Source organism: Micromonospora sp. NPDC085948, from assembly GCF_040686315.1.
Taxonomy (GTDB): Bacteria; Actinomycetota; Actinomycetes; order Mycobacteriales; family Micromonosporaceae; genus Micromonospora.
Genome location: NZ_JBFBJW010000011.1, coordinates 201,597 through 227,640 on the forward strand (window position 1 = coordinate 201,597; position 26,044 = coordinate 227,640).

At 72.0% G+C, this 26,044-nt stretch carries 27 protein-coding genes; 18 read left to right on the plus strand and 9 right to left on the minus strand.

The genetic code is table 11. The features are described 5' to 3' along the window. Nucleotides 1-7 precede the first annotated feature (7 nt). Nucleotides 8-817, plus strand: coding sequence for a class I SAM-dependent methyltransferase (locus AB0O48_RS25415; protein WP_365068726.1), 810 nt, complete (start codon nucleotides 8-10; stop codon nucleotides 815-817). Here the strand turns inward: AB0O48_RS25415 and AB0O48_RS25420 are convergent, their stop codons facing one another. Then, nucleotides 818-1,420, minus strand: a complete 603-nt coding sequence (locus AB0O48_RS25420) for a TetR/AcrR family transcriptional regulator (RefSeq protein ID WP_365068728.1) — start codon at nucleotides 1,418-1,420, stop codon at nucleotides 818-820. A 120-nt stretch (nucleotides 1,421-1,540) separates the two neighbouring features. Here AB0O48_RS25420 and AB0O48_RS25425 point away from each other — a divergent pair, with 120 nt between their 5' ends. The 3 genes from AB0O48_RS25425 (at nucleotide 1,541) to AB0O48_RS25435 (ending at nucleotide 4,701) form a co-directional block, all read left to right on the plus strand. Further along, nucleotides 1,541-2,377, plus strand: a complete 837-nt coding sequence (locus AB0O48_RS25425) for an SDR family oxidoreductase (RefSeq protein WP_365068731.1) — start codon at nucleotides 1,541-1,543, stop codon at nucleotides 2,375-2,377. 155 nt (nucleotides 2,378-2,532) lie between these two features. Further along, nucleotides 2,533-3,759: an epoxide hydrolase family protein gene (locus AB0O48_RS25430; RefSeq protein ID WP_365068733.1), complete on the plus strand. Its 1,227-nt coding sequence runs from the start codon at nucleotides 2,533-2,535 to the stop codon at nucleotides 3,757-3,759. Then, nucleotides 3,760-4,701 (plus strand): redoxin family protein, encoded by a 942-nt coding sequence (locus AB0O48_RS25435; RefSeq protein WP_365068735.1) that lies wholly within the window; start codon nucleotides 3,760-3,762, stop codon nucleotides 4,699-4,701. On the opposite strand, the gene AB0O48_RS25440 is transcribed toward AB0O48_RS25435, so the two are convergent. Further along, nucleotides 4,688-5,572, minus strand: coding sequence for a transglutaminase domain-containing protein (locus tag AB0O48_RS25440; protein WP_365068737.1), 885 nt, complete (start codon nucleotides 5,570-5,572; stop codon nucleotides 4,688-4,690). The genes AB0O48_RS25435 and AB0O48_RS25440 overlap by 14 nt on opposite strands. A 435-nt stretch (nucleotides 5,573-6,007) precedes the next feature. Here AB0O48_RS25440 and AB0O48_RS25445 point away from each other — a divergent pair, with 435 nt between their 5' ends. Further along, nucleotides 6,008-6,181 carry a hypothetical protein gene (locus tag AB0O48_RS25445; RefSeq protein ID WP_357244982.1) on the plus strand — a complete coding sequence of 58 codons (174 nt, stop codon included), beginning with the start codon at nucleotides 6,008-6,010 and terminating at the stop codon, nucleotides 6,179-6,181. A gap of 27 nt (nucleotides 6,182-6,208) precedes the next feature. On the opposite strand, the gene AB0O48_RS25450 is transcribed toward AB0O48_RS25445, so the two are convergent. Both AB0O48_RS25450 and AB0O48_RS25455 read right to left on the minus strand, forming a co-directional pair. After that, nucleotides 6,209-6,727: a hypothetical protein gene (locus AB0O48_RS25450; protein ID WP_365068739.1), complete on the minus strand. Its 519-nt coding sequence runs from the start codon at nucleotides 6,725-6,727 to the stop codon at nucleotides 6,209-6,211. 37 nt (nucleotides 6,728-6,764) lie between these two features. Continuing rightward, nucleotides 6,765-7,409 (minus strand): GrpB family protein, encoded by a 645-nt coding sequence (locus AB0O48_RS25455; RefSeq protein ID WP_365068741.1) that lies wholly within the window; start codon nucleotides 7,407-7,409, stop codon nucleotides 6,765-6,767. Between the two features lie 74 nt (nucleotides 7,410-7,483). Between AB0O48_RS25455 and AB0O48_RS25460 the strand changes: the two genes are divergently transcribed. Together AB0O48_RS25460 and AB0O48_RS25465 are read left to right on the plus strand one after the other, a co-directional pair. Beyond that, nucleotides 7,484-7,816, plus strand: coding sequence for a helix-turn-helix transcriptional regulator (locus tag AB0O48_RS25460; protein WP_365068743.1), 333 nt, complete (start codon nucleotides 7,484-7,486; stop codon nucleotides 7,814-7,816). Continuing rightward, on the plus strand, nucleotides 7,777-8,760 hold the full coding sequence (locus tag AB0O48_RS25465; protein ID WP_365068745.1) for a hypothetical protein: 984 nt from the start codon (nucleotides 7,777-7,779) through the stop codon (nucleotides 8,758-8,760). Before AB0O48_RS25460 ends, AB0O48_RS25465 begins: the two co-directional genes overlap by 40 nt. A 3-nt stretch (nucleotides 8,761-8,763) precedes the next feature. Here AB0O48_RS25465 and AB0O48_RS25470 read toward each other — a convergent pair whose 3' ends face one another. After that, on the minus strand, nucleotides 8,764-9,261 hold the full coding sequence (locus AB0O48_RS25470) for an NUDIX domain-containing protein (RefSeq protein ID WP_357244992.1): 498 nt from the start codon (nucleotides 9,259-9,261) through the stop codon (nucleotides 8,764-8,766). Between the two features lie 176 nt (nucleotides 9,262-9,437). Between AB0O48_RS25470 and AB0O48_RS25475 the strand changes: the two genes are divergently transcribed. From AB0O48_RS25475 to npdG, 4 genes are all read left to right on the plus strand, one after another. Further along, nucleotides 9,438-9,641: a hypothetical protein gene (locus AB0O48_RS25475; RefSeq protein WP_357244995.1), complete on the plus strand. Its 204-nt coding sequence runs from the start codon at nucleotides 9,438-9,440 to the stop codon at nucleotides 9,639-9,641. An 82-nt stretch (nucleotides 9,642-9,723) separates the two neighbouring features. Beyond that, nucleotides 9,724-10,629 (plus strand): histone, encoded by a 906-nt coding sequence (locus tag AB0O48_RS25480; RefSeq protein ID WP_365068748.1) that lies wholly within the window; start codon nucleotides 9,724-9,726, stop codon nucleotides 10,627-10,629. A gap of 83 nt (nucleotides 10,630-10,712) precedes the next feature. Beyond that, complete coding sequence (locus AB0O48_RS25485) at nucleotides 10,713-12,143, plus strand: RNB domain-containing ribonuclease (RefSeq protein ID WP_357571420.1); 1,431 nt, start codon at nucleotides 10,713-10,715, stop codon at nucleotides 12,141-12,143. 87 nt (nucleotides 12,144-12,230) lie between these two features. Further along, nucleotides 12,231-12,929 carry an NADPH-dependent F420 reductase gene (npdG, locus tag AB0O48_RS25490; RefSeq protein WP_357245001.1) on the plus strand — a complete coding sequence of 233 codons (699 nt, stop codon included), beginning with the start codon at nucleotides 12,231-12,233 and terminating at the stop codon, nucleotides 12,927-12,929. Nucleotides 12,930-13,060: 131 nt separating this feature from the next. On the opposite strand, the gene panB is transcribed toward npdG, so the two are convergent. Both panB and AB0O48_RS25500 read right to left on the minus strand, forming a co-directional pair. Beyond that, entirely contained in the window at nucleotides 13,061-13,906 is an 846-nt protein-coding gene (panB, locus tag AB0O48_RS25495; protein ID WP_357571421.1) for a 3-methyl-2-oxobutanoate hydroxymethyltransferase, read from the minus strand. A 188-nt stretch (nucleotides 13,907-14,094) separates the two neighbouring features. Further along, nucleotides 14,095-15,852, minus strand: coding sequence for an NAD+ synthase (locus AB0O48_RS25500; protein ID WP_357571422.1), 1,758 nt, complete (start codon nucleotides 15,850-15,852; stop codon nucleotides 14,095-14,097). A gap of 287 nt (nucleotides 15,853-16,139) precedes the next feature. Between AB0O48_RS25500 and glnA the strand changes: the two genes are divergently transcribed. The 4 genes from glnA to AB0O48_RS25520 all read left to right on the plus strand — a co-directional run bounded on the left by glnA (nucleotide 16,140) and on the right by AB0O48_RS25520 (nucleotide 19,296). Continuing rightward, entirely contained in the window at nucleotides 16,140-17,489 is a 1,350-nt protein-coding gene (glnA, locus tag AB0O48_RS25505; protein WP_354974466.1) for a type I glutamate--ammonia ligase, read from the plus strand. Between the two features lie 90 nt (nucleotides 17,490-17,579). Next, nucleotides 17,580-18,005, plus strand: a complete 426-nt coding sequence (locus AB0O48_RS25510) for a DUF350 domain-containing protein (RefSeq protein ID WP_357245007.1) — start codon at nucleotides 17,580-17,582, stop codon at nucleotides 18,003-18,005. A 79-nt stretch (nucleotides 18,006-18,084) separates the two neighbouring features. Continuing rightward, nucleotides 18,085-18,777: a WYL domain-containing protein gene (locus tag AB0O48_RS25515; protein WP_357245009.1), complete on the plus strand. Its 693-nt coding sequence runs from the start codon at nucleotides 18,085-18,087 to the stop codon at nucleotides 18,775-18,777. 147 nt (nucleotides 18,778-18,924) lie between these two features. Further along, complete coding sequence (locus tag AB0O48_RS25520) at nucleotides 18,925-19,296, plus strand: VOC family protein (RefSeq protein ID WP_357245011.1); 372 nt, start codon at nucleotides 18,925-18,927, stop codon at nucleotides 19,294-19,296. Between the two features lie 242 nt (nucleotides 19,297-19,538). Here the strand turns inward: AB0O48_RS25520 and AB0O48_RS25525 are convergent, their stop codons facing one another. Further along, nucleotides 19,539-20,057 (minus strand): hypothetical protein, encoded by a 519-nt coding sequence (locus AB0O48_RS25525; RefSeq protein ID WP_357245013.1) that lies wholly within the window; start codon nucleotides 20,055-20,057, stop codon nucleotides 19,539-19,541. Between the two features lie 184 nt (nucleotides 20,058-20,241). Between AB0O48_RS25525 and AB0O48_RS25530 the strand changes: the two genes are divergently transcribed. Continuing rightward, complete coding sequence (locus tag AB0O48_RS25530; RefSeq protein WP_357245015.1) at nucleotides 20,242-21,123, plus strand: virginiamycin B lyase; 882 nt, start codon at nucleotides 20,242-20,244, stop codon at nucleotides 21,121-21,123. Nucleotides 21,124-21,217: 94 nt separating this feature from the next. On the opposite strand, the gene AB0O48_RS25535 is transcribed toward AB0O48_RS25530, so the two are convergent. Then, complete coding sequence (locus tag AB0O48_RS25535; protein WP_357245017.1) at nucleotides 21,218-22,153, minus strand: LD-carboxypeptidase; 936 nt, start codon at nucleotides 22,151-22,153, stop codon at nucleotides 21,218-21,220. Between the two features lie 98 nt (nucleotides 22,154-22,251). Here AB0O48_RS25535 and AB0O48_RS25540 point away from each other — a divergent pair, with 98 nt between their 5' ends. Then, a complete protein-coding gene (locus tag AB0O48_RS25540) occupies nucleotides 22,252-23,019 on the plus strand; it encodes a type 1 glutamine amidotransferase (RefSeq protein WP_357245019.1) in 768 nt (255 codons plus the stop codon). Then, nucleotides 23,019-26,039, plus strand: a complete 3,021-nt coding sequence (locus tag AB0O48_RS25545) for a bifunctional [glutamine synthetase] adenylyltransferase/[glutamine synthetase]-adenylyl-L-tyrosine phosphorylase (RefSeq protein ID WP_365068756.1) — start codon at nucleotides 23,019-23,021, stop codon at nucleotides 26,037-26,039. The genes AB0O48_RS25540 and AB0O48_RS25545 overlap by 1 nt, the downstream gene beginning before the upstream one ends. The last annotated feature ends 5 nt before the right edge of the window (nucleotides 26,040-26,044 follow it).

A 26,044-nucleotide genomic window follows, 5' to 3' on the forward strand; every position in this document is an offset into this window, starting at 1 on the left:
GCATGAGGTGAAGCCCTCTATCTCTGACGTGCAGGAATATCTTTCACTGGAGCCGCTGACGACGCGGATCCAGACCCATCAGCGCTACAGCGAGTTTCCGGAGGACGTCGAGAGGACGGTCCAGCAGGCGGTGTCGCTGTCCGAGGACGCGGATCTGCTCGATGTCGGCTGCGGCACCGGAGCCTTCCTTCGCAATCTCGCGCAGCGGGGCCATCGTGGCCGGCTCGTAGGGCTGGACACCTCACCCGCGGCCGTACATGCGCTCCATGACGTCGCAGGCGTGTCGGCGCAACTCGGCAACGCGATGGGCCTCCCGTACGACGCGGCGGCTTTCGATGTCGTCACAGCCCGCCACATGCTCTATCACGTTCCGAACGTGCGGCGAGCGCTGGCCGAGTGCCGGCGGGTGCTCAGGTCGGAGGGAGTTTTCGCAGCCGTGGTCAACCGTCCCGGCACGACACCTCAGGTGTCTGCGCTCGTCGCTGAGCTGGTCACGTCGGCGGGGATCGACATCCCGGTTGTGCCCAACTCGCGGGTCAACAGCGACAATCTGCCCGAGATGATCGCGTCGACCTTCGGCGCGGTCGCCGTACACCAATACGACAACGCCCTCGTCTTCGACCGTCCGGAGCCGGTCATCGCGTTCGCGGCGGCCCAACTGTCGTTCTATGGCGTCGAGCCCGACTCGGCACTCCGCCCGGAGTTGACGCGAGCCATCGGCGCGAAGGTACGCGCCTGGTTCGCCTCCGAGGTGGGGCCGTGGCGTGACCCCAAGGGCTACGTAGTCTGCACGGCGCGTCAGGGCCAGCAGGGCTAGTCACTCGCCGGCTCGGCGGGGGCGCAACCCGCGCAGGGCGGTAATGACGACGAGGTCGGCGTACTCGGCGGTGAGCGGGCCGCTGCGGTGCAGCCATCGGCTGAACAACGGTCCCCAGATCAGGTCCACCGCCACGTCCAGGTCGATGTCCTCGGCCAGTTGCCCGGCCTGTTGGGCGCTGCGCAGGCGCTGCCGTTTGGCCTGTTTCAGCGGCCCGTCCAGGCGTTCGGCGTAGGCGGACGCCAGCTCGGGGTCGAGCGCGATCTCGGTGGCCAGGGCACGCATCGGTTGCTCGTAGCGGGGATCGTTCATCTCCTCGACCGTGGCGCGGAGCACCAGGGTCAGGTCGGCGGCCAGGTCGCCGGTGTCCGGCAAGGTCGGCGGCCCGCCCTCGGTGGCCTCGCTGAGCATGAGGAAGGCGTCGAAGATGACCGCACCCTTGGACGGCCACCAGCGGTAGATGGTCTGTTTGCCGACGCCGGCGCGCGCGGCGATGCCCTCGATGCTGACCTTCGCGTACCCGATCTCCTGGAGCAGGTCGAAGGCCGCGGTGAGGATGGCGCGTCGGGAGGTCTCTCTCCGGCGGGCCGTGTTGGGCGTCATGGGAAGCCACGATATCAGCGACGAGACGAACCGTCTCGTCTTGACGGAAGGGGCAGTGCGGCCTAGTCTCCTTCACAACGAGACGGACCGTCTCGTCTCGCTTGAGGAGTGGAGACCGACATGCGTACCTGGTTCATCACCGGCGCCAGCCGCGGCCTGGGCCGCGCCTTCACCGATGCCGCGCTCGACCGTGGGGACCAGGTGGTCGCCGCCGCCCGGACCATCGCCCGGGAGGACTTCGACGAGCGGTACGGCGACCGACTGCTGGCCCTGACCCTCGACGTGACCGACCGGGCGGCGGTCTTCGCCGCCGTGGCCGTCGCCGTCGAGCACTTCGGACGGCTCGACATCGTCGTCAACAACGCCGGGACCCTGTCCATGGGAATGGTCGAAGAGTTCACCGAGGCGCAGGCGCGAGCCCAGTTCGAGGTCAACCTCTTCGGGGCGCTGTGGGTCAGTCAGGCGGTGCTGCCGCACCTGCGCGCCCAACGGTCCGGCCACATCGTGCAGGTGTCCAGCATCGCCGCGCTCGGCGGCTTTCCGAGCACCGGCATGTACAGCGCGAGCAAATTCGCCCTGGAAGGCATGAGCGAGGCACTGGCAATGGAGGCGGCAGCCTTCGACGTCACACTCAGCATCGTGCAGCCCGGCGGTTACTGGACCGACCTCTACACCAGTTTGAGCGCCACCACTCCGATGGAGGACTACGCGCCGCTGCGCGCCGAACTGGAACAACAGTGGGCGGAGGGATCGATCGACAGCGAGCCCCGGCTGGCCGCCGAGGCGCTGCTGCGCCTGGTCGACAGCGACGACCCGCCGCTGCGGCTCCTGCTCGGAAGCATGGTGTACGACCTGGCGTTTGACATCGCCCGCCGTCGCATGGACACCTGGGCGGGCTGGGAACAGGTCAGCCGGGCCGCCGAGCACGCGGTGCCCGCCCCCGAGCACGACAACTGAGGGACTGCTCGTATCGCCACGAGCCGGGGCGTGCCGTTCTAGGCTCCGAGATATGGCGGCGGCGTGCCCATCTCGAATTGGCACACAGGTCCGGGCAGTGCCTTCACCCCATGATTCTCCTCACGAGGCGCAAACCTAGACGGAGAGGAACACGCATGGCTGTCAAAACCAAGACTCGTCCCGGCACCACGGAGATTCGGCCGTTCTCGGTCGACATTCCCCAGGCGGACCTGGACGACCTGAAACGGCGCATCGCGGCCACCCGCTGGCCGGACAAGGAAACGGTGAACGACCAGTCGCAGGGCGTGCCACTCGCCACCATTCAGGCCGTCGCCCGCTATTGGGAGAACGAGTACGACTGGCGCAAGGTCGAAGCACGAATGAACGCCGTACCGCAGTTCATGACCACCATCGACGGCGTCGACATCCACTTCATCCACGTGCGCTCGAAGCACGAGGACGCGCTGCCGCTCATCGTCACCCACGGGTGGCCCGGATCGGTGATCGAGCAGATGAAGATCATCGAACCGCTGACCGACCCCACCGCCCACGGTGGCAGTGCGTCGGACGCCTTCCACCTGGTGATCCCGTCGTTGCCGGGCCACGGTTTCTCCGGCAAGCCGACCGAGTCGGGCTGGAACCCGGAGAAGATCGCGACAGCCTGGACCGAGCTGATGAAGCGTCTCGGCTACTCGCGGTTCGTCGCCCAGGGCGGCGACTGGGGCGCCGTCATCGTGGACCAGATGGGTAAGCAGGCGCCGCCGGAACTGCTCGGCATCCACACCAACATGCCCGGTGCGGTCCCACCCGAGATCGACCTGTTGTTCCAGGGCGACACCACAGGCGCGAACAACGCCATGGGTTCGCTGCCGTCCGGCCTGTCCGCCGACGAGATGCGCGCTGCCGAGGAAGTCAACTACGTCTGGAAGCACGTCGCGTACGCCCTCATGATGGCGACGCGTCCGCAGACGCTGACCGGGCTGGCGGACTCCCCGGTCGGTCTGGCGTCCTTCCTGCTCGACCACGACGCGAAGAGCCTGGCCCTGATCGCGCAGGTCTTCGACGGGGCCACCGCGGGCCTCACCCGCGACGACATCCTGGACAACATCTCGCTCTACTGGTTGACGAACACCGCGGTCTCCGCATCCCGGCTGTACGCGGAGAACAAGCTGTCGTTCTTCGCCGCCAAGGGTGTGACCATCCCGGTCGCCGTGAGTGTCTTTCCCGACGAGCTGTACGAGGCGCCGCAGAGTTGGGCCGAGCAGGCGTATCCCAACCTCATCTACTTCAACAAGCTCGACAGGGGCGGGCACTTCGCGGCCTGGGAGCAGCCGAAGATCTTCTCCGAGGAGCTTCGCACCGCCTTCCGGTCGCTGCGCTAGATGGCCGTGCACCTGCCCCCGCTGAACGGGGCGGCCGAGTGGCTCAACTCCGAGCCACTCGGCCCCGCCGACCTGGACGGGCGCGTCGTCCTGGTCAACTTCTGGACGCTGACCTGCATCAACTGGCTGCGCCAGGAGCCGTACGTCCGGGCCTGGTCGCAGGCCTACCGCGATGACGGGCTGGTCGTCGTCGGGGTGCACACCCCGGAGTTCGGATTCGAGCACGAGGTCGACTGGGTGCGGCGGGCGGTGGCGGCCCGATCCATCGACTACCCGGTCGCGGTCGACAACGACTACGCGATCTGGCGCGCCTTCGCCAACCAGTACTGGCCGGCGCTGTACGTCGTCGACAACCACGGGGTCATCCGCGACGAGCACTTCGGTGAGGGGCGCTACGAGCAGTCCGAGCGGGTGCTCCAGCAACTGCTCGGCATCGAGCGCGACCCCGTACCCGTCACGGGGCTCGGCCCGGAGGCGGAGGCCGACTGGGGCAATCTGCGCACGCCCGAGACGTACCTCGGTTTCAGTCGGGGCGAACACTTCGCGTCGCCCAACGGTCCGGCGCTCGACGAGCGTCGCGCCTACCAGGTGCCGGACAACCTCGGCCTCAACCAGTGGGCATTGGCGGGGGAGTGGACGATCGGGTCGGAGAACGTCGTGCTCGACCGGGCCGGCGGCGGCATCGCCTTCCGGTTCCACGCCCGCGACGCGCATCTCGTGCTTGCCCCCGGGGCGGGAGCGTCGATCCCGTTCCGCGTGCTGCTCGACGGGACCCCTCCCGGCCCGTCCCACGGCGTCGACGTCGACGAGGCCGGCAACGGCGTGCTGGAGGACGGCCGCCTCTACCAGCTCGTCCGCCAGGACGGCGCGGTCCGGGAGCGGACCCTGGAGATCACGTTCGACGAGCCCGGCGCCGAGGCGTACGCCTTCACCTTCGGCTGACGCGCAGATCGACAGTGCTCACCGTGTCGGAGACCGGTGAGAGGCTGCGTATCTGAGCGCCGGGACGCAGGCGGCTGTCGGTCGCGTACCGGTCGGTGAGCGCTTTCTCCGCGGCCTCGTCGCCGCCATCGGCTTCGAGGAGCAGGGCGGCGATCTCGTCGGTGAGCGTGAGGTCGGCGTTGGCGAGGTCGTCGGTCATCGCGCCGAAGCGGTCCCACAGCAACAGCTCGTCCTTCTGCCGGTGAGCGAGTTCCTGGATGACGTAGTCGTGGATGAACCAGGCGCCGCGGATCGGGGATTCCGGGGCCACGCCGTAGGCGTCCGGGTCGATCGTCCCGGCCCGGTACGCCGACCACACCCGCGCTGCCGAGTCGAAGAGCCCTGCCGTCGGGTCGATGTCGTAGCCGTCGAACCGCCAGTCGCCAGCCGGGTCGAGTTCCGGGTCCGCCCACACCCAACGGTGGCCGTCCCAGTACTCGACCAGTACGTGATCATAATGCCAGCCTGGGGTGAGGTAGGAGGCGAAGCCGACCCGGCTGCGGCTGGGAATGCCGTGCTGCCGAAGCACCGCCACCGAGAGCAGTGTGTGGTCCCGGCAGCAGCCGGCCACCCGCTCGGCGGCCGGGCGCTCAGCGGTGAGTGGCAGGGGAAAGCGGGACTGGTCCGTGTCCAGGATGCGGTCCACCCAGCGGCAGTTCACCTCGTCCAGCCGGCTGTTGGGCAGCTCGACGCCGCCCGCGCGGTAGTGGACGATCACGTTGCGGGCGGTCGCCGCCACGGAGGGGATGTCGGTCGCCACGGCGTCGAGGAGCCCGCCGTGCCGACCGGGGTCGCTGTAGGAGGAGTGTCTCCGGTAGTCATCGAGTTCCATGGGACCAGTCTCTGGTCTGCCACCGTGTCAGGGTCAACGCCGCCGGATTTCACGCCTTCTACGATCGGCGGGTGCACACCACCCCTTCCAGCCCCATTGACGTGCCGCAGGTCTTTCCGGCGGTCGCCCCCTTCGCGCGGACGACCGTCCGGTTACATCCCCGCCCGGGTTCGCCGACAGCGGAGCAGAGTTCGGTAGGCGGCCCGCTGCTGTGGCCGGCCGACGAAGCCTGGCCGATGTGTGACGGACCGGAGCCCGACGACCACTACCGCGACTGTCCGGGTGAACCGGCGGCGCCGCTGGTGCCGGTGGTGCAGTTGCTGGCCGAGGACGTGCCCGAGGTGCCGTTCCTCGCCGGCACGGACATGCTTCAGGTCCTGTGGTGCCCGTTCGACCACGAGCCGTGGACGACACCACGAAAAGCGGTGGATTCCGGTGGAGGATCGTCCGGCGATGGCCGGTTGGGGATGGGACACCGACGACGATCACCCGTGGCGGACGATCCAGAACCCGAGCGGGCTCATGCTGGGCGACGTCGGCGGCATCTACCTCTTCGTCTGCACCGCCTGCCCCACCAGGCCGTTCGACTACCGCTTCGACTGTTCCTGACGACTTCCGGATGGCCAGCCGACGCGCTCACCTGCGGGTGAGCGGGACCGGTTGCCCCTGGCGTACGTCGAGGACCACCCGCTTGCCCAGCGGTTGGGCCAGATTGAGGGTCGCGGTACGCGGGTAGCCCGCGAGGGTGCACACCTCGCCGATGTTGTGGTGCTGTGCGATGACGATGACCACGACGGCGTTGGCCGACTCGACCGACTCCGCGTGGTAGTCGGCGCCACAGCGTCCGGTCGCCGGCCCGAAGGTTCCGGTGAAGCCGACGATCAACTGCGTACCGGCCCCGGTCGTGGCCGCCGACTCGATGGCGATGCCCGGCGGGGAGTTCCACGGTGGGGGTGTCGGGGTGACGGCGTCAGCGCCACCTGCGTCGATGAAGGCCTGGTCGTACCGGGCCAAGCCCTCCCGCGCCTGCTGACGCAGCTCAACGAGGCTCTCTCCGCGGGGTAGCGCAGCGTCGACCGTGGCGTTCGCGTCGGTGTCACAAGCAGCGAGCATCGCCGCCGCCACCACCCCGACGACCCAGCGCCATCGCACCATCGAAGACCCCTTGTTGGCAGAGTGACCGCCAGGATTATCAACCGTCGGCCCGGGTCGTGGTGCCCCGATGCTCGACCTCGGCTGCTGCCTCCGAGGCGGCGAAGATGCGCGCGTAGATCTCGTCGATGACCTCGTTCTTCGCCAGGCTGTATTCCCGGGGCCGATGGGCGGTGTCCCGCGCGAGGCGTCGTTTCGTCGCGGCGTACCGCTCCCGGTCGTGTGGGTGCGCGCGCAGCCAGTCGCGGAAGAGCCGGTGCCGGACCGGTTCCGGCGCACCCTGCGGCCACACGTGCAGGTTGACGTCCTCGGCGGAGCTGAGCAGCATCCGGTGCCCGTGCCACCAGGGCTCCCGCAGGACGAGCCGGTAGCCGAGCCGTTCCAGGGCGGGAAGGTAGCCGGACTCCTCGGCGGTGTCCTCGATGACGAGGTCGACGTCGATGACGGGTTTGGCGGCGAGCTGCGGCACCGCCGTGGACCCGACGTGTTCCAGGCCGATGATCAGCCCACCAAGCGCCTCGGTGAGCGACGATCGGACGGCGCGGAACCGCTGCGCCCAGGCCGGGTCGTACTCCTCGATGACGACGGACTCCCACGTCCGTGGCGGCTCGCCCACCAGGCCGGCGTCGACCTGTTCGGGGGTGCCGTGGAAGCGCTGCACGACGTCCTGCGGATACTCGGCCACGCCAACCTCCCGACGACGCAAAGTCCGCCAGGATACGACCCCTACCCTATGTAGAGTTCCGATACAGTGGTCGGATGCGGATCACCATTCCGGTCGCGAAGGTGCTCGCGGCGCTGCTCGCCGAGCCCGACGAACAGCGCTACGGGCTGGACCTGATGCGACTGACCGGCCTGCCCAGCGGCACCCTCTACCCGGTGCTGCACCGGTTGCAGGGCGCCGGCTGGCTGGCCGCCGACTGGGAGGCGATCGACCCCGTCGCGGCCGGCCGACCGGCCCGCCGCTACTACCGCCTCACCGCCGACGGCGTGGCGCAGGCCCGCCAGGCGCTCGCCGACCTGCGTGCCGCGATCCCCGACGGTCGCCGCTCGTGGGTCGGCACCGAGCCCACCGGGGCGCCGGCGTGGTGACCCGGCGCATCGCCGTGTTGCTGCTGGCGTTGGCCGCGCGCCGCTGGCCGGCCGACGTCCGCGACGACCTGCGCCGCGAGTGGGCCGCCGAGCTGCACGTCCTCGCCGAGAACGGCCGCTGGACGACGATGCTCGGCTTCGCGGCGAGCCTGGCCGTCAGCCGTGCCGGTGCCCCACTCGTCGACCGCACCCTGACCCGCGGTCGCGTCGGTCGCAGCGCCGCCGCACTGCTGCTGTCGCCGCTCGCCTGCGTCGGGATCGTGCTCGGCAGCGGGGCCGCGATGTACCGGGCCGAGGTCTGGCTGACGGGGCCGAACTGGTTGGAGCGGGCGCAGAAACCACTCTGGGCGGCGGTCACCGTCGGGCTGGCGGTCCTGCTGGCCGTGTTCGCCGCGCGCTGGGCCCGGCACACCGCACTCGACGGCCCGCTGCGCATCGCGCTCGGCGTGGTGCTCCCGGTCGGTGCGACAGCCATCGTGCTGATGCAGCTCATCGGCCCCGAGGACCTCGCCGCCGTACCCGGTCTGCTGCTCTGGTTGGCCGGCCTGACCCTCGCGCTCTGGGCCGCGGCGAGCCTCGCCGCCCGGGGTCGCCTCCGCGCCGCCTGGTGGGTGGGCGTCCTCGGCGCACTCGTCGCCGCGGACCTCGCGGTGATCCTCGTCGTCGTCGACGCGTACCCCACCGCGATCGGCGCGGGGCCGACGATCCACGCGCGGGAGCACGTCGACCCGATCTCCGCGCCGATGTGGCTCTTCGTCTGTTGGACGGAGTGGAACTTCGGCCTGCCCCGGCCCATCGACTGGGAGATCTTCCTGATCACCAACCGGGTGCTGGTGGAGCCCATGCTCTACCTGGCCTGCACGCCGTACGCGCTGGCGTACACCATCCGGGCGGCCCGGTCCGCGCCCGTCGCACCGGTCGCCCTCGCGCCGACCCCGGTGTGAACCTCAGTCGGGTACGTCGTCCCACGTCGTACCCGGCTCCAGGTAACCGGCCAGCTGGTTCTCGCGCAGCGCGTACGCGATGACCAGCAGGGCGTGCTTGTCCAGCTCGGGCAGCCGGTCCAGCGGAAACCACCGCACGGCCAGCGACTCGTCGTCGTTGACCCGGGCGGTGCCGGCGACCAGCCGGCACAGGAACCCCAGGTTCAGGTATTCGCAGCGGTCCCCGTTCGGATAGGTGTGCGGGTGTGACACGGCGCTGGACATCCGCACCGGGGCGACGTCCAGGCCCGTCTCCTCGCGTACCTCGCGGACCAGCGCGGTGGCCGGCTGCTCGCCCGGCTCGACGAAACCACTGATCACCGACCAGCGCCCGTCGTCGGCGCGCTGGCCGAGCAGCAGCTCACCGGCGTCGTTGCGGATGACGGCGCTGACGCTCGGCAGCCAGAGCAGGTCGTGACCGACGTGCTTGCGCAACCCCACGATGTAGTCCGGTGTCGCCATCCGACGATCATAGGTGTGCGCCCACAGCGGGGCTCACCTGCGCACCTTCTGGTTTTCCAGTCCCACGCGTTTCGCCGTTTCGGCCCGACGAACGCCATGCATATCTACTGTGGAGAGGGTCGGCGACTTGTGCGATCCGGTGGCGGCCTGCCGGTTCGCGGTGCACAGTGATTCCCATGAGCGACAGCGAACGTGGTGGGCAGTTCTACTGGTGCACCCGGCATCACCGGGTCGAGACGGACGCCAACGTGTGTCCGGCGAAGCACGTTCTCGGCCCGTACAACTCGGCGGCCGACGCGGAGAACGCCCTGCAGCGAGTGCAGGAGCGCAACGAGGCGTGGGATGCCGAGGACGCTCGTTGGGCCGGGGAGGACAAGTAGACGGCGCGGGACGTCCCGCGCCGAGGTATTTCGTGCTCCGCGAGGACGCACGCGAGAGCACGTCCCCAAGGAGGGAACCACGATGGCCGAAGCACAGCAGGCCACCACCCGCCCGACCGTCCGACGCACCACCGCGAAGAAGACCGCCGCGGCCGAGCGGAACACGGCGGCGAGCCGGACCACCCCCGTGCGCAAGTCCACCGCGGGTGCGGCGGCGGCGAAGGCTCCGGCCCGGAAGGCCGCCGGCGGCGCGGGGCGCGCCCCGGCGAAGAAGACCACCACGGCGGCGAAGAAGGCCCCGGCGAAGAAGGCCACGACCAAGGCCACGAGTACGGCGGCGAAGAAGGCCCCCGCGAAGAAGACCACCACCCGCGCGACAACCGTCGCGGCGAAGCGGGCACCGGCGTCAGCGAAGCGGGCACCGGCGTCAACGAAGCGGGCTTCGGCGTCAGCGACGCGGGCTTCGGCGTCGGCGACGCGCAAGACCACCGCCGCCGCGAACAAGACCACGGGCACGGCGAAGAAGACCACCAGCGCCGCGAAGAAGACGACAAGCGCCGCGAAGAAGACCACAAGCGCCGCGAAGAAGACCACCGCCTCGGCGGCGAAGAAGACCACCGCCGCGGCCAAGGCGCCGGCGCGGAAGACCGCGACCAAGGCCTCCGCCGTGAAGAAGACAGCGGCGAAGAGGACGGCGGCGACGAAGACGGCCGCCAAGAAGGCGCCCGCGAAGAAGACCGCGTCGACAGGTCCCAGCGGCGGCGCCCGCAAGGCCCCGGCGAAGAAGGCCCCGGCCGCGAAGGCGACGGGCACGTCGTCGGCCACCGCGCGCAAGGCGGCGGCTAAGAAGGCCCCGGCGAAGAAGACCGTCGCGGCCAAGGCCCCGGCCCGCAAGGTCACCGCCCGCAAGTCACCGGCCCGCCCTGCCGCCGCCCGCGCCACCGCACCCCGGAGTACGCGCAGCACCGCCCGGAAGGCGACCGGCTGAGCACCTGTCGCCCCGGCTCGCCGGGGACATATCTCGGCCGGTCACGGGAAGCGGATCACCGGCGGCGCTGTCAGGATTGACCCGTGGTCATTCGACGCGTACTCGCGCCCCGCATCGACTTCGGCGCGCTGCGCCGCGAACTCGGCCTGTCGGAGGAGTTCCCGGCCGACGCCCAACGGGAGGCCGACGAGGCGGCCGGAGCGCCGCCTCGGCCGCCCGTCGACCGCACCGACATACCGTTCGTCACGGTCGACCCGGCCACCTCGCGCGACCTGGACCAGGCGATGCACCTCGCCCGGCGGACAGGTGGCGGCTACCGGGTGCGGTACGCGATCGCCGACGTCGCCGCCCACGTCGCCCCGGGCGGCGCGCTGGAGGCGGAGACCTGGCGGCGCGGGCAGACCATCTACCTGCCCGACGGCAACGTGCCGCTGCACCCCCGCACGCTCAGCGAGGGCGCGGCCAGCCTGCTTCCCGACGACGACCGGGCCGCGGTGGTCTGGACCATCGACCTGGACGCCGACGGCGGCACCGTGGCCGTCGAGCTGGAGCGTGCCCTGGTCCGCAGCCGGGCCAAACTCGACTACACCGGGGTGCAGGCGGCGGCCGACGCCGGGCGGCTGCCCGAGCCGATCGCACTGCTGCCCGAGATCGGCGACCGGCTGACGGCCCGAGGGCTGCGCCGGGGCGCCATCAACCTGCCGCTGCCCGAGCAGGATCTGGAACCCGACGGCGACGGCTGGCGGCTGGTGCTGCGTCCGACGGTGCCGATGGAGGAGCACAACGCGCAGATCTCCCTGCTGACCGGGATGGCCGCCGCCGACATCATGCTGGCCGGCCGGGTCGGGTTGCTGCGGACGATGCCGGCGCCGAAACCGGAGGCCGTGCAGCGGCTGCGGGCCGCCGCCGCGCCGCTGGGCGTGCAGTGGCCGGACGGCGTGGCCCCGGGTCAGGTGATCGCCGGTCTGGACGCCTCCCAGCCGCGCGCCGCCGCGTTCATCGACCAGGCGGCCGAGTTGATGCGTGGGGCCGCGTACACCGCCTTCGACGGGGAGCTGCCGGAGCACCCGGAACACGGTGGCGTGGCAGCCACGTACGCCCACGTCACGGCGCCGTTGCGGCGTCTGGCCGACCGGTACGCCACCGAGGTCTGCCTGGCCCTGCACGCGGGCCTTCCGGTGCCCGACTGGGCCCGCGCCGCGCTGCCCCGGCTGCCCGAGGTGATGGCCAGCACCGACCGGGTCGCCTCGGCGGCAGCCCGGGGAGCCGTCGAGTTGGCCGAGGCGGCGGTGCTGGAGCACCGGGTGGGCGAGACCTTCGACGCGGCCGTGTTGGACGTCGACGCCCCGCCCAACGGCAAGTCCCGCCCGCGACCACCGGGCGGCACCGTCGCGCTGGACGCCCCGCCGGTGCGCGCCCGCTGCTTCGGCCAACTGCCGCTCGGCGAACGGGTCCGCGTCCGACTGGTCACCGCCGACCCGACGGCCCGCACGGTGATGTTCGAACTGGCCTGACCCCGCCGGCGCGGCGGCCCGGCTCAGCGGGGATCGTCACAGTGCTCCGGGCCGCTGCCGGCTCGGCCCGTTTGCGAGGATGAACCCATGGCATACGACGCGAGCACGCTGCCCGACGTGTCCGGGCTGACGGTCGGCATCATCGGTGGGACCGGCGACCAGGGGCGAGGGCTCGCCTACCGGTTCGCGCGGGCCGGGCAGACGGTGCTGATCGGCTCCCGCAACGCTGAGCGGGCCGCGGAGTCCGCAGCCGAGATCGCCGCCCTGCCCGGTGTGGCGGCCACCGGCAGTGTCACGGGCGCGGCCAACGACGAGGTGGCCCGCCGCAGCGACGTGGTGATCATCGCGGTGCCGTGGGATGGGCACGCCGCCACCGTCGCCGCCCTCGCCGAGCCACTCGCCGGCCGGATCGTCGTCGACTGCGTCAACCCGCTCGGCTTCGACAAGCAGGGTCCGTACGCGCTGACCGTGGCCGAGGGCAGCGCCGTGCAGCAGGCCGCCGCGTTGCTGCCCGACTCCCGGGTCTGCGCGGCGTTCAACCACGTCAGTGCCCCGCTGCTGGCCGACCCGGAGATCGACCGGATCGACCTGGACGTGCTGATCTGCACCGAGGACCGCGAGTTGGTCGACGTGGTCGGCGCGCTCGCCGCCCGGATCCCGGGGATGCGCGGCATCTACGCCGGCCGGTTGCGTAACGCCCACCAGATCGAGGCGTTCACCGCCAACCTGATCGCGATCAACAAGCGCTACAAGGCACACGCCGGCATCCGCGTCACCGACCTCTGAGTCGAGCGGCGTGATCCACTCGGCTTCCGGGAAGTCGGGGTGTCCCTCGCACTGGGACACCCCGACCTCAAGAACACGGAGTGGATCAAGCCGCGCCGGTCGCGCCGCGCGAGACCGGCCGACGGGCCGGACTAGAAGGTGTGTTCGGCCGTCGGGAACTCGCCGCCGCGAACCTCGTCGGCGAAACGCCGGGTGGCGTCGGTGAGTGCGCCGGCCAGGTCCGCGTAGCGCTTCACGAAACGCGGCGCCTTTCCGGTACGCAGCCCGGCCATGTCCTGCCAGACCAGCACCTGCGCGTCGGTGTCCGGGCCGGCGCCGATGCCCACGGTCGGGATGGGCAGCTCGTGGGTGATCCGCTTGGCCACCTCACCGGGCACCATCTCCAGCACCACCGCGAAGGCGCCCGCCTCCGCCACCGCCCGCGCGTCGGCGAGCACCTCGTCCGCCGTGTCGCCCCGACCCTGCACCCGGTAACCGCCCAGGGTGTGTTCGCTCTGCGGGGTGAAGCCGATGTGCGCCATCACCGGGATGCCGGCGCCGACGATCGCGGCGATCTGCTCGGCGCAGCGGCGGCCACCCTCCAGCTTCACCGCGTGGCAGCCACCCTCCTTCATGAACCGGACGGCGGTGCGCAGCGCCTGCGCCGGCCCCTCCTCGTACGAGCCGAACGGCAGGTCACCGACGACAAGTGCCTGCCGGGTCGAGCGCACCACGGCCCGGACCAGCGGAAGCAGGTCGTCGGCGGTGATCGGCAGGGTGGTCTCGTAGCCGAACACGTTGTTCGCGGCCGAGTCGCCGACCAGCAGCACCGGCACGCCGGCCTGGTCGAAGATCCCTGCGGTGTACTGGTCGTACGAGGTCAGCATCGGCCACCGCTCGCCGCGCTCCTTGGCGGCGAGCAGGTCACGGGTGCGGACCCGACGGGTGAGCGGCCCGCCGTACAGCGCGGTCACCTCGCTCGGAGTGGACTCCACCATCTCTGTCTCCCTTCCTCGAGGCCGCCTGCGCGGTCCCCGGGTTCCGTCGCGATCGTCGCACCGCGAGACGGGGCGACGGCAGAGTCCAGTGCGAGATATCACTGCACCGCGCGAGGTCCGCGCCGCGCGGCCCGCGCGAGGCGACGCCGGGCCGGCCGCACCGACCCGGGCACCCAGAGGAGTACGACTCAGCCGTGCTCGCGCCACCGGTTGGTGATCGGCAGACGGCGGTCCCGGCCGAACGCCTTCATGGAGATCTTCGTGCCCGGTGCCGACTGGCGTCGCTTGTACTCGGCGGTATCCACCAGCCGCAGCACCTTGTCGACCACCGCCGGGTCGTGGCCCGACTCGACCAGCCCGTCGCGGCCCAGGTCACCGTCGACGTACCCGATCAGGATGGGGTCCAGGACGTCGTAGTCGGGCAGACTGTCGCTGTCCAGTTGGCCCGGGCTCAGCTCGGCGCTCGGTGGCTTGCCGATCGAGTTCTCCGGAATCGGGGCGGTCGCACCGCGCCGATCCGCGTCCCGGTTGCGCCACTTAGCGAGCCGCCAGATCAGCGTCTTCCAGACGTCCTTGACCGGGTTGAAGCCGCCCACCGAGTCGCCGTAGAGGGTGGAGTAGCCGACCGCCAGCTCACTCTTGTTGCCGGTGGTCAGCACCAGGTGGCCCTCCTGGTTCGACAGGGCCATCAGGATCACGCCACGGACCCGGGCCTGGAGGTTCTCCACGGCCACCCCGGACAACGACAGGTTGGCCAGGAAACCGTCCACCATCGGCTGGATCGGCTCGACGCGGTAGTCCAGGCCGGTGCGCTTGGCCAGGTCGGCGGCGTCCTCCCGGGAGTGCTCGGAGGAGTGCTGACTGGGCAGCGACACACCGACCACCCGGTCCGGCCCGAGGGCGTCGACGGCCAGCGCGGCCACCACCGCCGAGTCGATGCCGCCGGAGAGTCCGAGCACCACCGACGGGAACCGGTTCTTGTTCACGTAGTCGCGCAGGCCGAGCACGAGCGCCTGCCACACCTCGGCCTCGTCGGCCACCGGCTCGATCAGCCCGCCGGTGGCGGCCGGGCCGGACGGCGTGGGCGGAATGCCGTCCAGCGTGTGGTGCGCGACCCGCATCCCGTCGGCGATGGTCTCCGTGGTCGGCGAGGAGGTGGCGGCCGGCAGGTCGACGTCGTGCACGAGCAGGTGCTCGACGAACTGCGGGGCACGGGTGAGCAGGTCACCGTCGGCGCTCACGATCATCGAGTCGCCCTCGAAGACCAGCTCGTCCTGCCCGCCGATCATGTTGACGTACGCGATGGCGGCGCCCGCCTCGGCGGCCCGGCGGCGGACCAGCGGCAGTCGGATGTCGTCCTTGTTCAGTTCGTACGGCGAGCCGTTGATGTTGACCACCAGCCCGACGCCGGCCTGCCGGGCGGCGGCGAACGGCCCGCCGGCCTGCCACAGGTCCTCACAGATGGTCAACGCGACGTCCACGCCGCCGATCCGCACCACGGTCAGCGTGTCGCCGGAGACGAAGTAGCGGTCCTCGTCGAACACCCCGTAGTTGGGCAGGTGGTGCTTGAAGTAGCGGGCGGCAACGACTCCCCGGTGCAGCAGCGCGGCGGCGTTGCGGGCGCCCCGGCCCGGCTCGGCGTCCCCGCTGACCTGCGGCGGCCCGTCGGCGTCCAGGTAGCCGACCACGACCGGCAACTCCCCGAGGCCGTCGGCGGCGAGGTCGGCGGCGAGCCGCTCGACGGCGGCCTGGGACGCGGCGACGAAGGAGCGCCGGAAGACCAGGTCCTCGACCGGGTAACCGGTCAACATCAGCTCCGGGAAGAGCACCAACTGGGCACCGGCATCGGCGGCCTGGCGAGTCCAGCTGCGGACCAGGTCCGCGTTGCCGGCGATGTCGCCGACGCTCGGGTTGACCTGGGACAGGGCGAGACGCAGGGTGGGCATGCCCTCATCTTGCCCCAGCCTCCGCGCGACAATCCGTACCCTCGGACGAGATTGCCGCCACCTGCCGCGACGGGCGTCCGCGAGGCCGCGACGGCAGGAGCCCGGCCGGCACGGCGGCGGACGCGGGGCGGCCCGGCCGGGGCTCGCGCTCGCCGGGCGGGACACGAGGGGACGACCGGCGGCAGTTCGCGTAACGTCTGCGTAACCAGGCCCGGGGAGACTGGGCGATCAGGTCGGGCGCAGCCCGACCAAGGCGGACAAAAAGAGCGTCGCGAGGGGTTGGGGAAGTGGACCGTCAGCAGGAGTTCGTCCTCCGTACGCTGGAAGAGCGGGACATCCGGTTCGTCCGGCTGTGGTTCACGGACGTGCTGGGCACGCTCAAGAGCGTTTCGGTGGCGCCGGCCGAGCTGGAGGCGGCCTTCGAGGAGGGCATCGGCTTCGACGGCTCGGCCATCGAGGGTTTCGCCCGGGTCTTCGAATCGGACATGGTGGCCATGCCCGACCCGACGACCTTCCAGGTGTTCCCGTTCGAGGGCGGGGTCAGCGGCGAGAGCGCCCGGATGTTCTGCGACATCCTGCTGCCCGACGGCGGTCCGTCCTGGGCCGACCCCCGGCACGTGCTGCGCCGCGCGCTGTCCAAGGCCGCCGAGAAGGGCTTCACCTTCTACACCCACCCCGAGATCGAGTTCTTCCTGCTGGAGAACGGCCCCCAGGACGGCTCGGTGCCGACCCCGGTGGACACCGGCGGCTACTTCGAGCACACCACCCACGCCGTGGCGCGCGACTTCCGCCGCCAGGGCGTGCTGGCGCTGGAACGGATCGGCATCTCGGTGGAGTTCAGCCACCACGAGGTCGCGCCCGGCCAGCAGGAGATCGACCTGCGCTACGCCGACGCGCTCACCACCGCCGACAACATCATGACCTTCCGGCACGTGGTCAAGGAGGTGGCGCTCTCCACGGGTGTGCAGGCCAGCTTCATGCCGAAGCCGTTCACCGACCAGCCGGGCAGTGGGATGCACACCCACCTGTCGCTGTTCGAGGGGGAGCGCAACGCGTTCCACGACAGCGGCGACCCGATGAAGCTGTCCAAGGTGGCGAAGTCGTTCATCGCCGGCCTCCTGGTGCACGCCCGGGAATACACGGCGGTCACCAACCAGTGGGTCAACTCGTACAAGCGGCTCTTCCCGCAGGCCCTGCCGGACCGGATCACCGAGAGCCCGGCGTACGTCTGCTGGGGTCACCTCAACCGGTCCGCGCTGGTCCGGGTTCCCGCGTACGGCAAGCCCAACTCGGCCCGGGTCGAGGTCCGCTCGTTGGACTCGGCCGCCAACCCCTACCTGGCCTTCGCGGTGCTGCTCGGCGCCGGCCTGAAGGGCATCGAGGAGGGGTACGAGCTGCCGCCGGGCGCCGAGGACGACGTCTGGTCGCTGACCAGCGCCGAACGGCGTGCCATGGGATACGAGGCGCTGCCGGAGAACCTCGCCGAGGCCATCGACGTGATGGCCGGGTCCGAGCTGGTCGCCGAGGTGCTCGGCGAGCACGTCTTCGACTTCTTCCTGCGCAACAAGCGGGCCGAGTGGGAGCAGTACCGCCGCGAGGTCACCCCGTACGAGCGGCAGCGCTACCTGGCGCTCTGATCGCCGGGGGCTGACGCGGTTGCGTACTGCCGCTATCGTCTCGATCACCGCGCCGGTACCCCTCCGGGCGGAGAGTCGGGAGGCAAGTCGGTGCTGGAGGATCTGCTCAGCGGTGCCTGGCAGAGCGTCGTGTTCGGGATCGTCGGTGTGGGGCTGATGGCGGCCGGGTTCGGCCTGGTCGACCTGCTCACCCCCGGGCGGTTGCGGGACCTGATCTGGGTCGAGCGCAACGCCAACGCGGGGCTGCTGCTGGCCGCCAACCAGCTCGGCATCGCCGGGATCGTCTTCACCGCGATCCTGACCAGCTACAGCGACTTCGGCAGGGGGCTCGCCTCCACTGTGGTGTTCGGGCTGCTCGGGTTGGCGATCATGGCGCTGGCCTTCGTGGTGCTGGACCTGCTCACCCCGGGCAAGCTCGGCGAGGTCATCTGCTCGCCGGAGCCGCACCCGGCGGCCCGGGTCAGCGCCGCCACCCACTTCGGCGCCGCGCTGATCGTCTGCGCCTGCATCGCCTGACGGCGGTCGGTCCCGGTCCGGTCGCCGGGCCGGTCGCGTGCGGGTCCGGGCGTCGTACCCCGGTCGTAGCGTGCGGGGCATGAACCGTACGGACCGGCTCTACGCCCTGGTCGAGGAGCTGCGGGCGATGTCGCCCCGGCCGCGCAGCGCGCGCTGGCTGGCGGTCCGCTTCGAGGTCAGCAGCCGGACCATCGAGCGGGACATCGGCGCTCTCCAGGAGGCCGGTGTGCCGATCTGGGCCGAGCCGGGGCGCACCGGCGGCTACGTCCTGGACCGCAGCCGCACTCTGCCGCCGGTCAACCTGACGGCGGCGGAGGCGGTGGCGATGGCCGTCGCGCTGCACCGGCTCGACGGCACGCCGTTCGCCGGGCCGGGTGCCACCGCGCTGCGCAAACTGGTGGCGGTGCTGCCGGCCGCCGACGCCGCCGAAGCGCACCGCCTCGCCGGCCGGGTGCACCTCGTCGGCGACGGACCGGCCACGCCCGTCCCGGCCATCGTCGCCGACGCGGTCACCGCGCGGCGGGTGCTGCGCATCCGGTACGCCGACCGCGCCGGCGCGGACTCGGTGCGCGACGTCGAACCGCTGGGCTACCTCGGCAACCCCCGACACTGGTACCTGCTCGCCTGGTGCCGGCTGCGCGACGAGTTGCGCTGCTTCCGTACCGACCGGATCCGGAGCGTCCAGGCGCTGCCCGACGTGGTGGTCCGGGAGTTCCGCCCGACGGATCTGGACATCCCGCACGAACGGGTCCGCGCGTTGAGCCTGGTCTGAGGCGCATCGGCGGGCGGCGCCGACGGCCCGGTCGGAGGAAACCCTGTCGGGTGATCTGGAAACACCGACAGGACGGTGTCGCGGACGACCCCGAGACTGCTCCGGACGGCGGCCGAACGACCGGTACGCACAACCTGGAGGCAGCAGATGTCAACGACGCCCATCACCTGGTTCGAGATCGGCACCGACCGGCCGGAGGAGGCGGAACGTTTCTACGGAGAGCTGTTCGGCTGGACCTTCGAGGAGCAGGGCTCGACCGACGGCGGGTCCTACCGGGTGACCGGGGCCGGCGGGGACACCGGAATCGGCGGGGCCATCCGGGCGACCGACGGGACGTCGCCGAACTACGCGGTGTTCTACGCCGAGGTCGCCGACGTGGCGGAGACCTGCCGACGGGCCGAGGCGGCCGGCGGCCGGGTGCTGGTGCCGGTGCGGACGGCCCCGAGCGGGCTCACGTTGGCCCACCTGCTCGACCCGGCCGGCAACCACCTGGGAGTGTTCACGCCCCCGCCGGCCTGACGCCCGCGCGGGCCTGACGACCGCGCGGGCCTGACGACCGCGCGGGCCTGACGACCGCGCGGGCCTGACGCCCGCGCGGGCCTGACGCCGCGTGCGGGCCGCACTGGCGTCCCGGGGGCCGGTGATCGACTCGGTTTTCGTGATTCGGGGGAGTCGGGCTGTCGTGGACACCGCGAAATCACGGACGTCGAGTGGATCAGGCCTGGGGCAGGCCCGGTGTGGCCCGGGCCTGCCCCGAAGCGCTACGCGCCGGGCGTAGCGGCGGGGGCGCCGGGGCCGCCCGGGCCGTGACCGCCGGGGCCGCCGCGCCAGCCGTGGCCGCCGTGGCCACCCGGGCCGGGGAAGACGCCGGCCTCGACGGCCTTGGTGATGGCGTCGGCCTGCTCCTGGGTGAGCTTGCCGTCCTTGACCGCCTGGTCCAGCCGTTGCTTGAGCGCGGCCTGCCGCTCCTCGGCCGACGGGCGCTGCGGCCGATCGGCCTGCCGGCGCTGCTCGCGGACCTTCTCCAGCGCGGCGGTCACCTTGTCGGTGGGCACGCCCAACTCCTTCGCGAGTGCCTCGGCGAACTCGTTCTGCCGGTCGGCCTTTGCGCCGGGAGCGGCGTCGACCTTCGCTCCGGGAGCCGGGGCGGCGCTGGCGCTCGGTGCCGGCGTCGGGGTGTCCGCGGCGAAGGCGATGGTCGGGGCCGCGATCCCCACGCCGAGGACGCCAGCGGTGGCGAGGCCGGCCAGGAGATGCTGCCGACGGATGGTGCGGGACATGCTGTCCTCCAGGAGGTCGGTGACGCTCGTGTCATCACCGACAGTGAACAGCCAGCCTGGGCGCGACCCGTGGCGAACCTGTCAGCGACCTGACAATCGGGCGGGCGGGCGGCCAATTCGGTTGCGTCCTCGTCGGCGGAGCCGTCAGGGTTGGCGATTCACCGACGGAAGGACGCAGCTGGTGATGAGCGTGGAAATTCGGGAGATACCGCTCGTCGAGCCAGGCGCCGGCCCGTACGGCATCACGGCCGGCCCCGACGGCGCGCTGTGGCTGACGCTGGTCCACGGCGGCGGGATCGCCCGCCTGGGGGCCGACGGCGCGGTACGGACCTACCCGCTGGATCCGCCGGGCGGCCGTCCGTTGATCATCGCGGCCGGGCCGGACGACGCTCTCTGGTTCACCCGCTCGGGAGACGACAAGATCGGTCGGATCAGCCTCGACGGCGCGCAGCGCACGATCGCCCTGCCGACCGGCACCGGGCCGGGTGGTATCGCCGCCGGCCCCGATGGCGCGCTCTGGTACACCGGGATGACCTCCGACACGATCGGCCGGCTGGACAGCGATGGCGCGGTCACCACGTTCCCGCTGCCGGTGACCGGGGGGTTCGCCTCGATGATCACTGCCGGCGGGGACGACGCTCTCTGGTTCACTCTGCATCAGGCGAACGCGATCGGCCGGATCGACCTCGATGGCGGGGTGACACTGCATCCGTTGCCCACCCCGGACGCCGGCCCGGTCGGCATCACACTCGGTGGCGACGGTGCCATCTGGTTCGTGGAGATCGCCGCCGGTCAGCTCGGCCGGATCACCCCGGACGGCCGGATCAGCGAATTGCCGCTGCCGGACCGGGCAGCCCGTCCGCACGCGATCGTGGCCGATCCGGCCGGCGGCGTCTGGTTCACCGAGTGGGGCGCCAACCGGATCGGTCACCGAGATCCCACCGGACGAATCGACGGCTACGAACTGCCCACCCCCGGGTCCGAACCACACGGCATCACAGTCACCCCCAACGGCATCTGGGCAGCGCTGGAAACCGGCGCGCTAGCCCACCTGCCTCTCGCCTAGCTGATCAAGAGCTCTGCGTCAGAACTCCGCCCGGAACTGACGCAAACCTCTTGATCACCGGGGTGGGGTGGGGTGGGGTGGGGTGGGGGCGGGGTTACTGGACCGCGGGGGCTGCCGTCAGGGTGTTGGTGTTGACGTCGAGGGTTGCTTCGGTGCCGAACGGGACTGTCAGTTGGTTGGGGCCGTGGCCGATCGGTAGGCCGCCGAGCACCGGTACGCCCAGGTCGCCCAGGCGTTCATTGAGGACGTCGACGATCGTGGTGTCCCAACCGTCGCCGCAGTCGGTGAACTGCCCGACCGCCACGCCGGCCAACCCGTCCAGCGCGCCCGCCCGCCGCAGCTGGGTGAGCATCCGGTCGACCTTGTACGGGGGTTCCTGTACGTCCTCGATCAACAGCACCGCGCCGGTCAGGTCGGGCAGGTCCGGGGTGCCGATCGACGCGGCGATCAGGCACAGGTTGCCGCCGAGCAGGGTGCCGGTGGCGTGACCCGGGACGCGTACGTCGAAGGTCTCCTCGGTGGGCAGCGCGGTGATCGACACCGGCTCGGTCGTCATCAGCGCCGCGTGCAGGGATTCGGCGGAGGACAGCGGGGTCCGCTCGTCCCGCCAGGCCGCCCCCGGGCCGTGCACCCCGGCCAGCCGGGCACCTCGCCACAGCGCGAACTGCAACGCGGTGATGTCCGAGAACCCGGCCACCACCTTCGGGTCGCGGCGCACGGCGGCCATGTCGATGGCGTCCACGATCCGCTGGGCGCCGTACCCGCCCCGGGTGCAGATCACCCCGCGCACCTGCGGGTCGGCGAACGCCGCGTTCAGGTCGGCGGTGCGCAGGTCGTCGGTGCCGGCGAGGTAGCCGTGGCGGGCGTACGCGTTCGGTGCCGGCACCGGCCGCAGCCCCCAGCTGATCAGGAGCTCCATCCCCCGGGCCACCCGCTCCGGCGAGGTCGGCCCGGACGGTGACACCAGCAGCACCGTGTCACCAGGTCGCAGCACGGGCGGTCGGACGGCGGCGGTGTCCTCGTTGATCACAATTGCAGAGCCTAACGCCGGATCCGGGACCGGCGCCCGGCGCGCACATCCCGGTGGCGGGGCGTGGCGGCACGCGGTGCACCGGCTAGCCTCGACGGGTGGCAACCGCGCTGGTGATCGAGAACGACCCGACGGACGACGCGCGCCGGCTGGGTGAGTGGCTGACCGAGGCTGGGCTGGAGCTGCGGGTGGTTCGCCCGCACGCCGGCGACGAACTCCCCGCCGACCTGGAGGGGTACGCGGCGCTTGTGGTGCTCGGCGGCGACCAACAGGCGTACCCGCTGCCGGACGGCTCGCCCGGCGCACCGTGGTTCCCCGCCGTGGAGGGCCTGCTGCGCAAGGCGGTCCGCTACCGGGTGCCCACCCTGGCGGTCTGCCTGGGCGCACAGCTGCTCGCCACCGCGCACGCCGGGCTGGTCGAGCGGAGCCCATCCGGGCCGGAGATCGGCCCCGGCGTGGTCGGTCGGCGCGACGCCGCCGAGAACGACCTGTTGTTCCGGTACGTGCCGTTGATCCCGGACGTGCTCCAGTGGCACGCCGACGAGATCACCGAGCTGCCCCGGGGCGCCACCCTGCTGGCCGCGTCCACCCGCTACCCGTACCAGGCGTTCCGGCTCGGCGACCGGGCCTGGGGGTTGCAGTTCCACATCGAGTGCGACGCCGCGATGATCGCCGACTGGGCCACCGATTCGACCCAGCTCGCCGAGCTGGGCTACGACCCGGAGCTGGTGGTCGCGGCCTGCGCCTCGGTGCTGCCCGACGTCGAGGAGGTCTGGCAGCCGTTCGCCGCCCGGTTCGCCGCGCTGGCCCTCGGCGAGTTGGACGACAGCACGATCCGGCGCGGCCTGCCGCTGCTCGGGCACTGATGAGCCGGCCGACCAGGGCACCGGGCCGGCTCGCCCGGTACGGCTTCGGCACCGCCGACGGCGACGGCGGCGCGCGCGCGGCGGACCTGCTCGGCCCGGACGGGCTGCGGCTGTGGCGGCCGGCGGAGCAGGAGCCCGCGGACGAGTCGGCCGCGGAGTTGCTCGCCGCGCTGTCCCGGGCCGCCGACCCGGACCTGGCGCTGCGGCAGCTGCACCGCATCGTGGAGGCCGAACGCCGCACGAGTGGCGGCAGTGCCAATTCGTCGCTGCTCGCGGAGCTGCACACCGACCCGGGGCTACGGCGGCGGCTGATCGCGGTGCTCGGCGCGTCGGCGGCGCTCGGCGATCACCTGGTGGCCAACCCCGCACACTGCCTGGCGCTGCGGACCGCCCCGGACGGGCTCGCGCCGATCGCCGAGGGCCGGCTGGAGGTGACCGACGGCGGCGACGCGGTGGCGGCGTTGCGGACCGCGTACCGGTTGGCACTGCTGCGGATCGCGGCGGCCGACCTGACCGCCGGGCGTGGCCTGGAGCAGACCATGGCCGCGCTGTCGGCGCTGGCCGACGCGACGCTCGCCGCGGCGTACGAGATCGCCGTCGCCGAGTTGGCCGAGGGCACCGAGCGGCCCCGGCTCGCGGTCGTGGCGATGGGCAAGTGCGGCGGCGGCGAACTGAACTACGTCTCCGATGTGGACGTCATCTTCGTGGCGGCCGAGGACGCCGACCTGCCGGCGGCGACCCTGGTGGCGACCCGGCTGATCCACATCTGCGGGCTCGTGGCCTGGCCGGTGGACGCCGCGCTGCGACCGGAGGGCAACCGGGGCCCGCTGGTGCGGACCCTGGCCAGCCACCTGGCCTACTACCGCCGGTGGGCGCGCACCTGGGAGTTCCAGGCGCTGCTCAAGGCCCGCCCGGCCGCCGGTGACGTGCCGGTGGCCCAGGAGTGGATCGACCAGCTCGCGCCGCTGGTGTGGCGTGCGGCCGAACGGCCCGAGGCGGTCGAGGACGTCCGCGCCATGCGCCGCCGGATCATCGACCACATCCCGCCGAAGGAGCTGGAGCGCGAGATCAAGCGTGGTCCGGGCGGGCTGCGCGACATCGAGTTCGCCGTCCAGTTGCTGCAACTCGTGCACGGCCGCGTCGACGAGACGCTGCGCGAACCCGGGACCATCCCGGCGTTGCGCGCGCTCGTCGCCGGCGGCTACGTCGGCCGGGCCGACGGCGAGGCGCTGCTGCGCGGCTACCGCTTCCTGCGCAGCGTCGAGCACCGGCTGCAACTCCAGGCCCTGCGGCGTACCCACACCGTGCCGAGCGAGCCCGGCGCGTTGCGGTGGCTCGCCGCCGCCCTGGGTTTCACGGCCACGACGGGGCGCAGCGCCGTGGAGAGCTTCCGGGCCGAGTGGGTCACCCACGCCACCGAGGTACGCCGACTGCACGCCAAACTGCTCTACCGGCCCCTGCTGGAGTCGGTGGCCCGGGTGCCGGCCGACGGGTTGCGACTCACCCCGGAGGCCGCCCGCCACCGGCTGGAGATCCTCGGGTTCGCCGACCCGGCCGGGGCGCTGCGTCACCTGCAGGCGCTCACCGGCGGGGTGAGTCGCACGGCGGCCATCCAACGGACACTGCTGCCGGTGCTGCTCAGCGAGTTCGCCGACGCGCCGGAGCCGGACCGGGGGCTGCTCAACTACCGCAAGGTCTCCGACAAGCTGGGCAGCACCCCCTGGTATCTGCGGCTGCTGCGCGACGGCGGCCCGGTGGCCCGACGGCTGGCCCGGGTCCTCGCCCTGTCCCGGTACGTCGCCGATCTGCTCGCCCGGGACCCGGAGGCGCTGCGGCTGCTGGCCGAGGAGAACGAGCTGGCGCCCCGCCCGCCCGAGGTGCTCCGGGAGGGGTTCCTCGCGGCGGCGGCCCGGCACACCGACCCGGTCGAGGCCACCCGTGCGGTGCGTGCGCTGCGACGTCGGGAACTGGTCCGGGTGGCCTGCGCGGACGTGCTCTGCCGGGCCGGCGCGCTCGCGCCCACCCCGAGCCGGCCGGAGGGCGTGCACCGGCCCGCCGTCGGGCTCGTCGACATCACCGAGGTCGGCACGGCGCTCGCCGACGTCACCGATGCCACGTTGGCCGCCGCGCTGCGCGCCGCCCGGGCCAGCCAGCCGGCCGCGGCGGGGCTGCGGTTCGCGGTGATCGGGATGGGACGGCTCGGCGGGTACGAGTCGAACTACCTCTCCGACGCCGACGTGCTGTTCGTCTACGACCCGCCCGCCGGGGCCAACGAGAGCGACGCCAGCGCCGCGGCGCACGCGATAGCCGAGGAACTGCGCCGGCTGCTCGGAGTACCCGCCCCCGACCCGCCGCTCGGGGTGGACGCCGACCTGCGCCCGGAGGGCCGGCAGGGTCCGCTGGTGCGCAGTCTCGCCGCGTACGCGGCGTACTACGCCCGCTGGTCGCGGGTGTGGGAGGCGCAGGCGCTGCTGCGCGCCCGGTTCGTCTGCGGCGACGCCGACCTGGGTGCCGAGTTCGAGACGATGATCGACCCGGTGCGGTACCCGGCCGACGGGCTGACCCGTGAGCAGGTCGTCGAGATCCGCCGGATCAAGGCGCGGGTGGAGACCGAGCGGCTGCCGCGCGGCGCGGATCCGGCCACCCACACCAAGCTGGGTCGGGGCGGGCTCGCCGACGTGGAGTGGGCGGTGCAGCTCGTCCAACTCCGGCACGCGGGCAGGGTCCCGGCGCTGCGCGGCACGCGTACCCTCGATGCCCTTGCGGCGGCCGAACGGGCCGGCCTGATCGACCCGGCGGACGCCGCCGAGATGGCCTCCGGGTGGTCCCTGGCCGCGCAGGTCCGCAACGCGTTGATGCTGGTCCGGGGTCGCGCCGGCGATCAGCTACCCCGGCACGGGGTGGAGTTGGCCGGGGTGGCCCGGCTGCTCGGGCGCGACGATCCGGGGGAGTTCCTCGACGAGTACCTGCGCACCGGCCGCCGTTCGCGCGCCGCCGCGCAACGGGTGCTGGAGGCGTAGCGGGG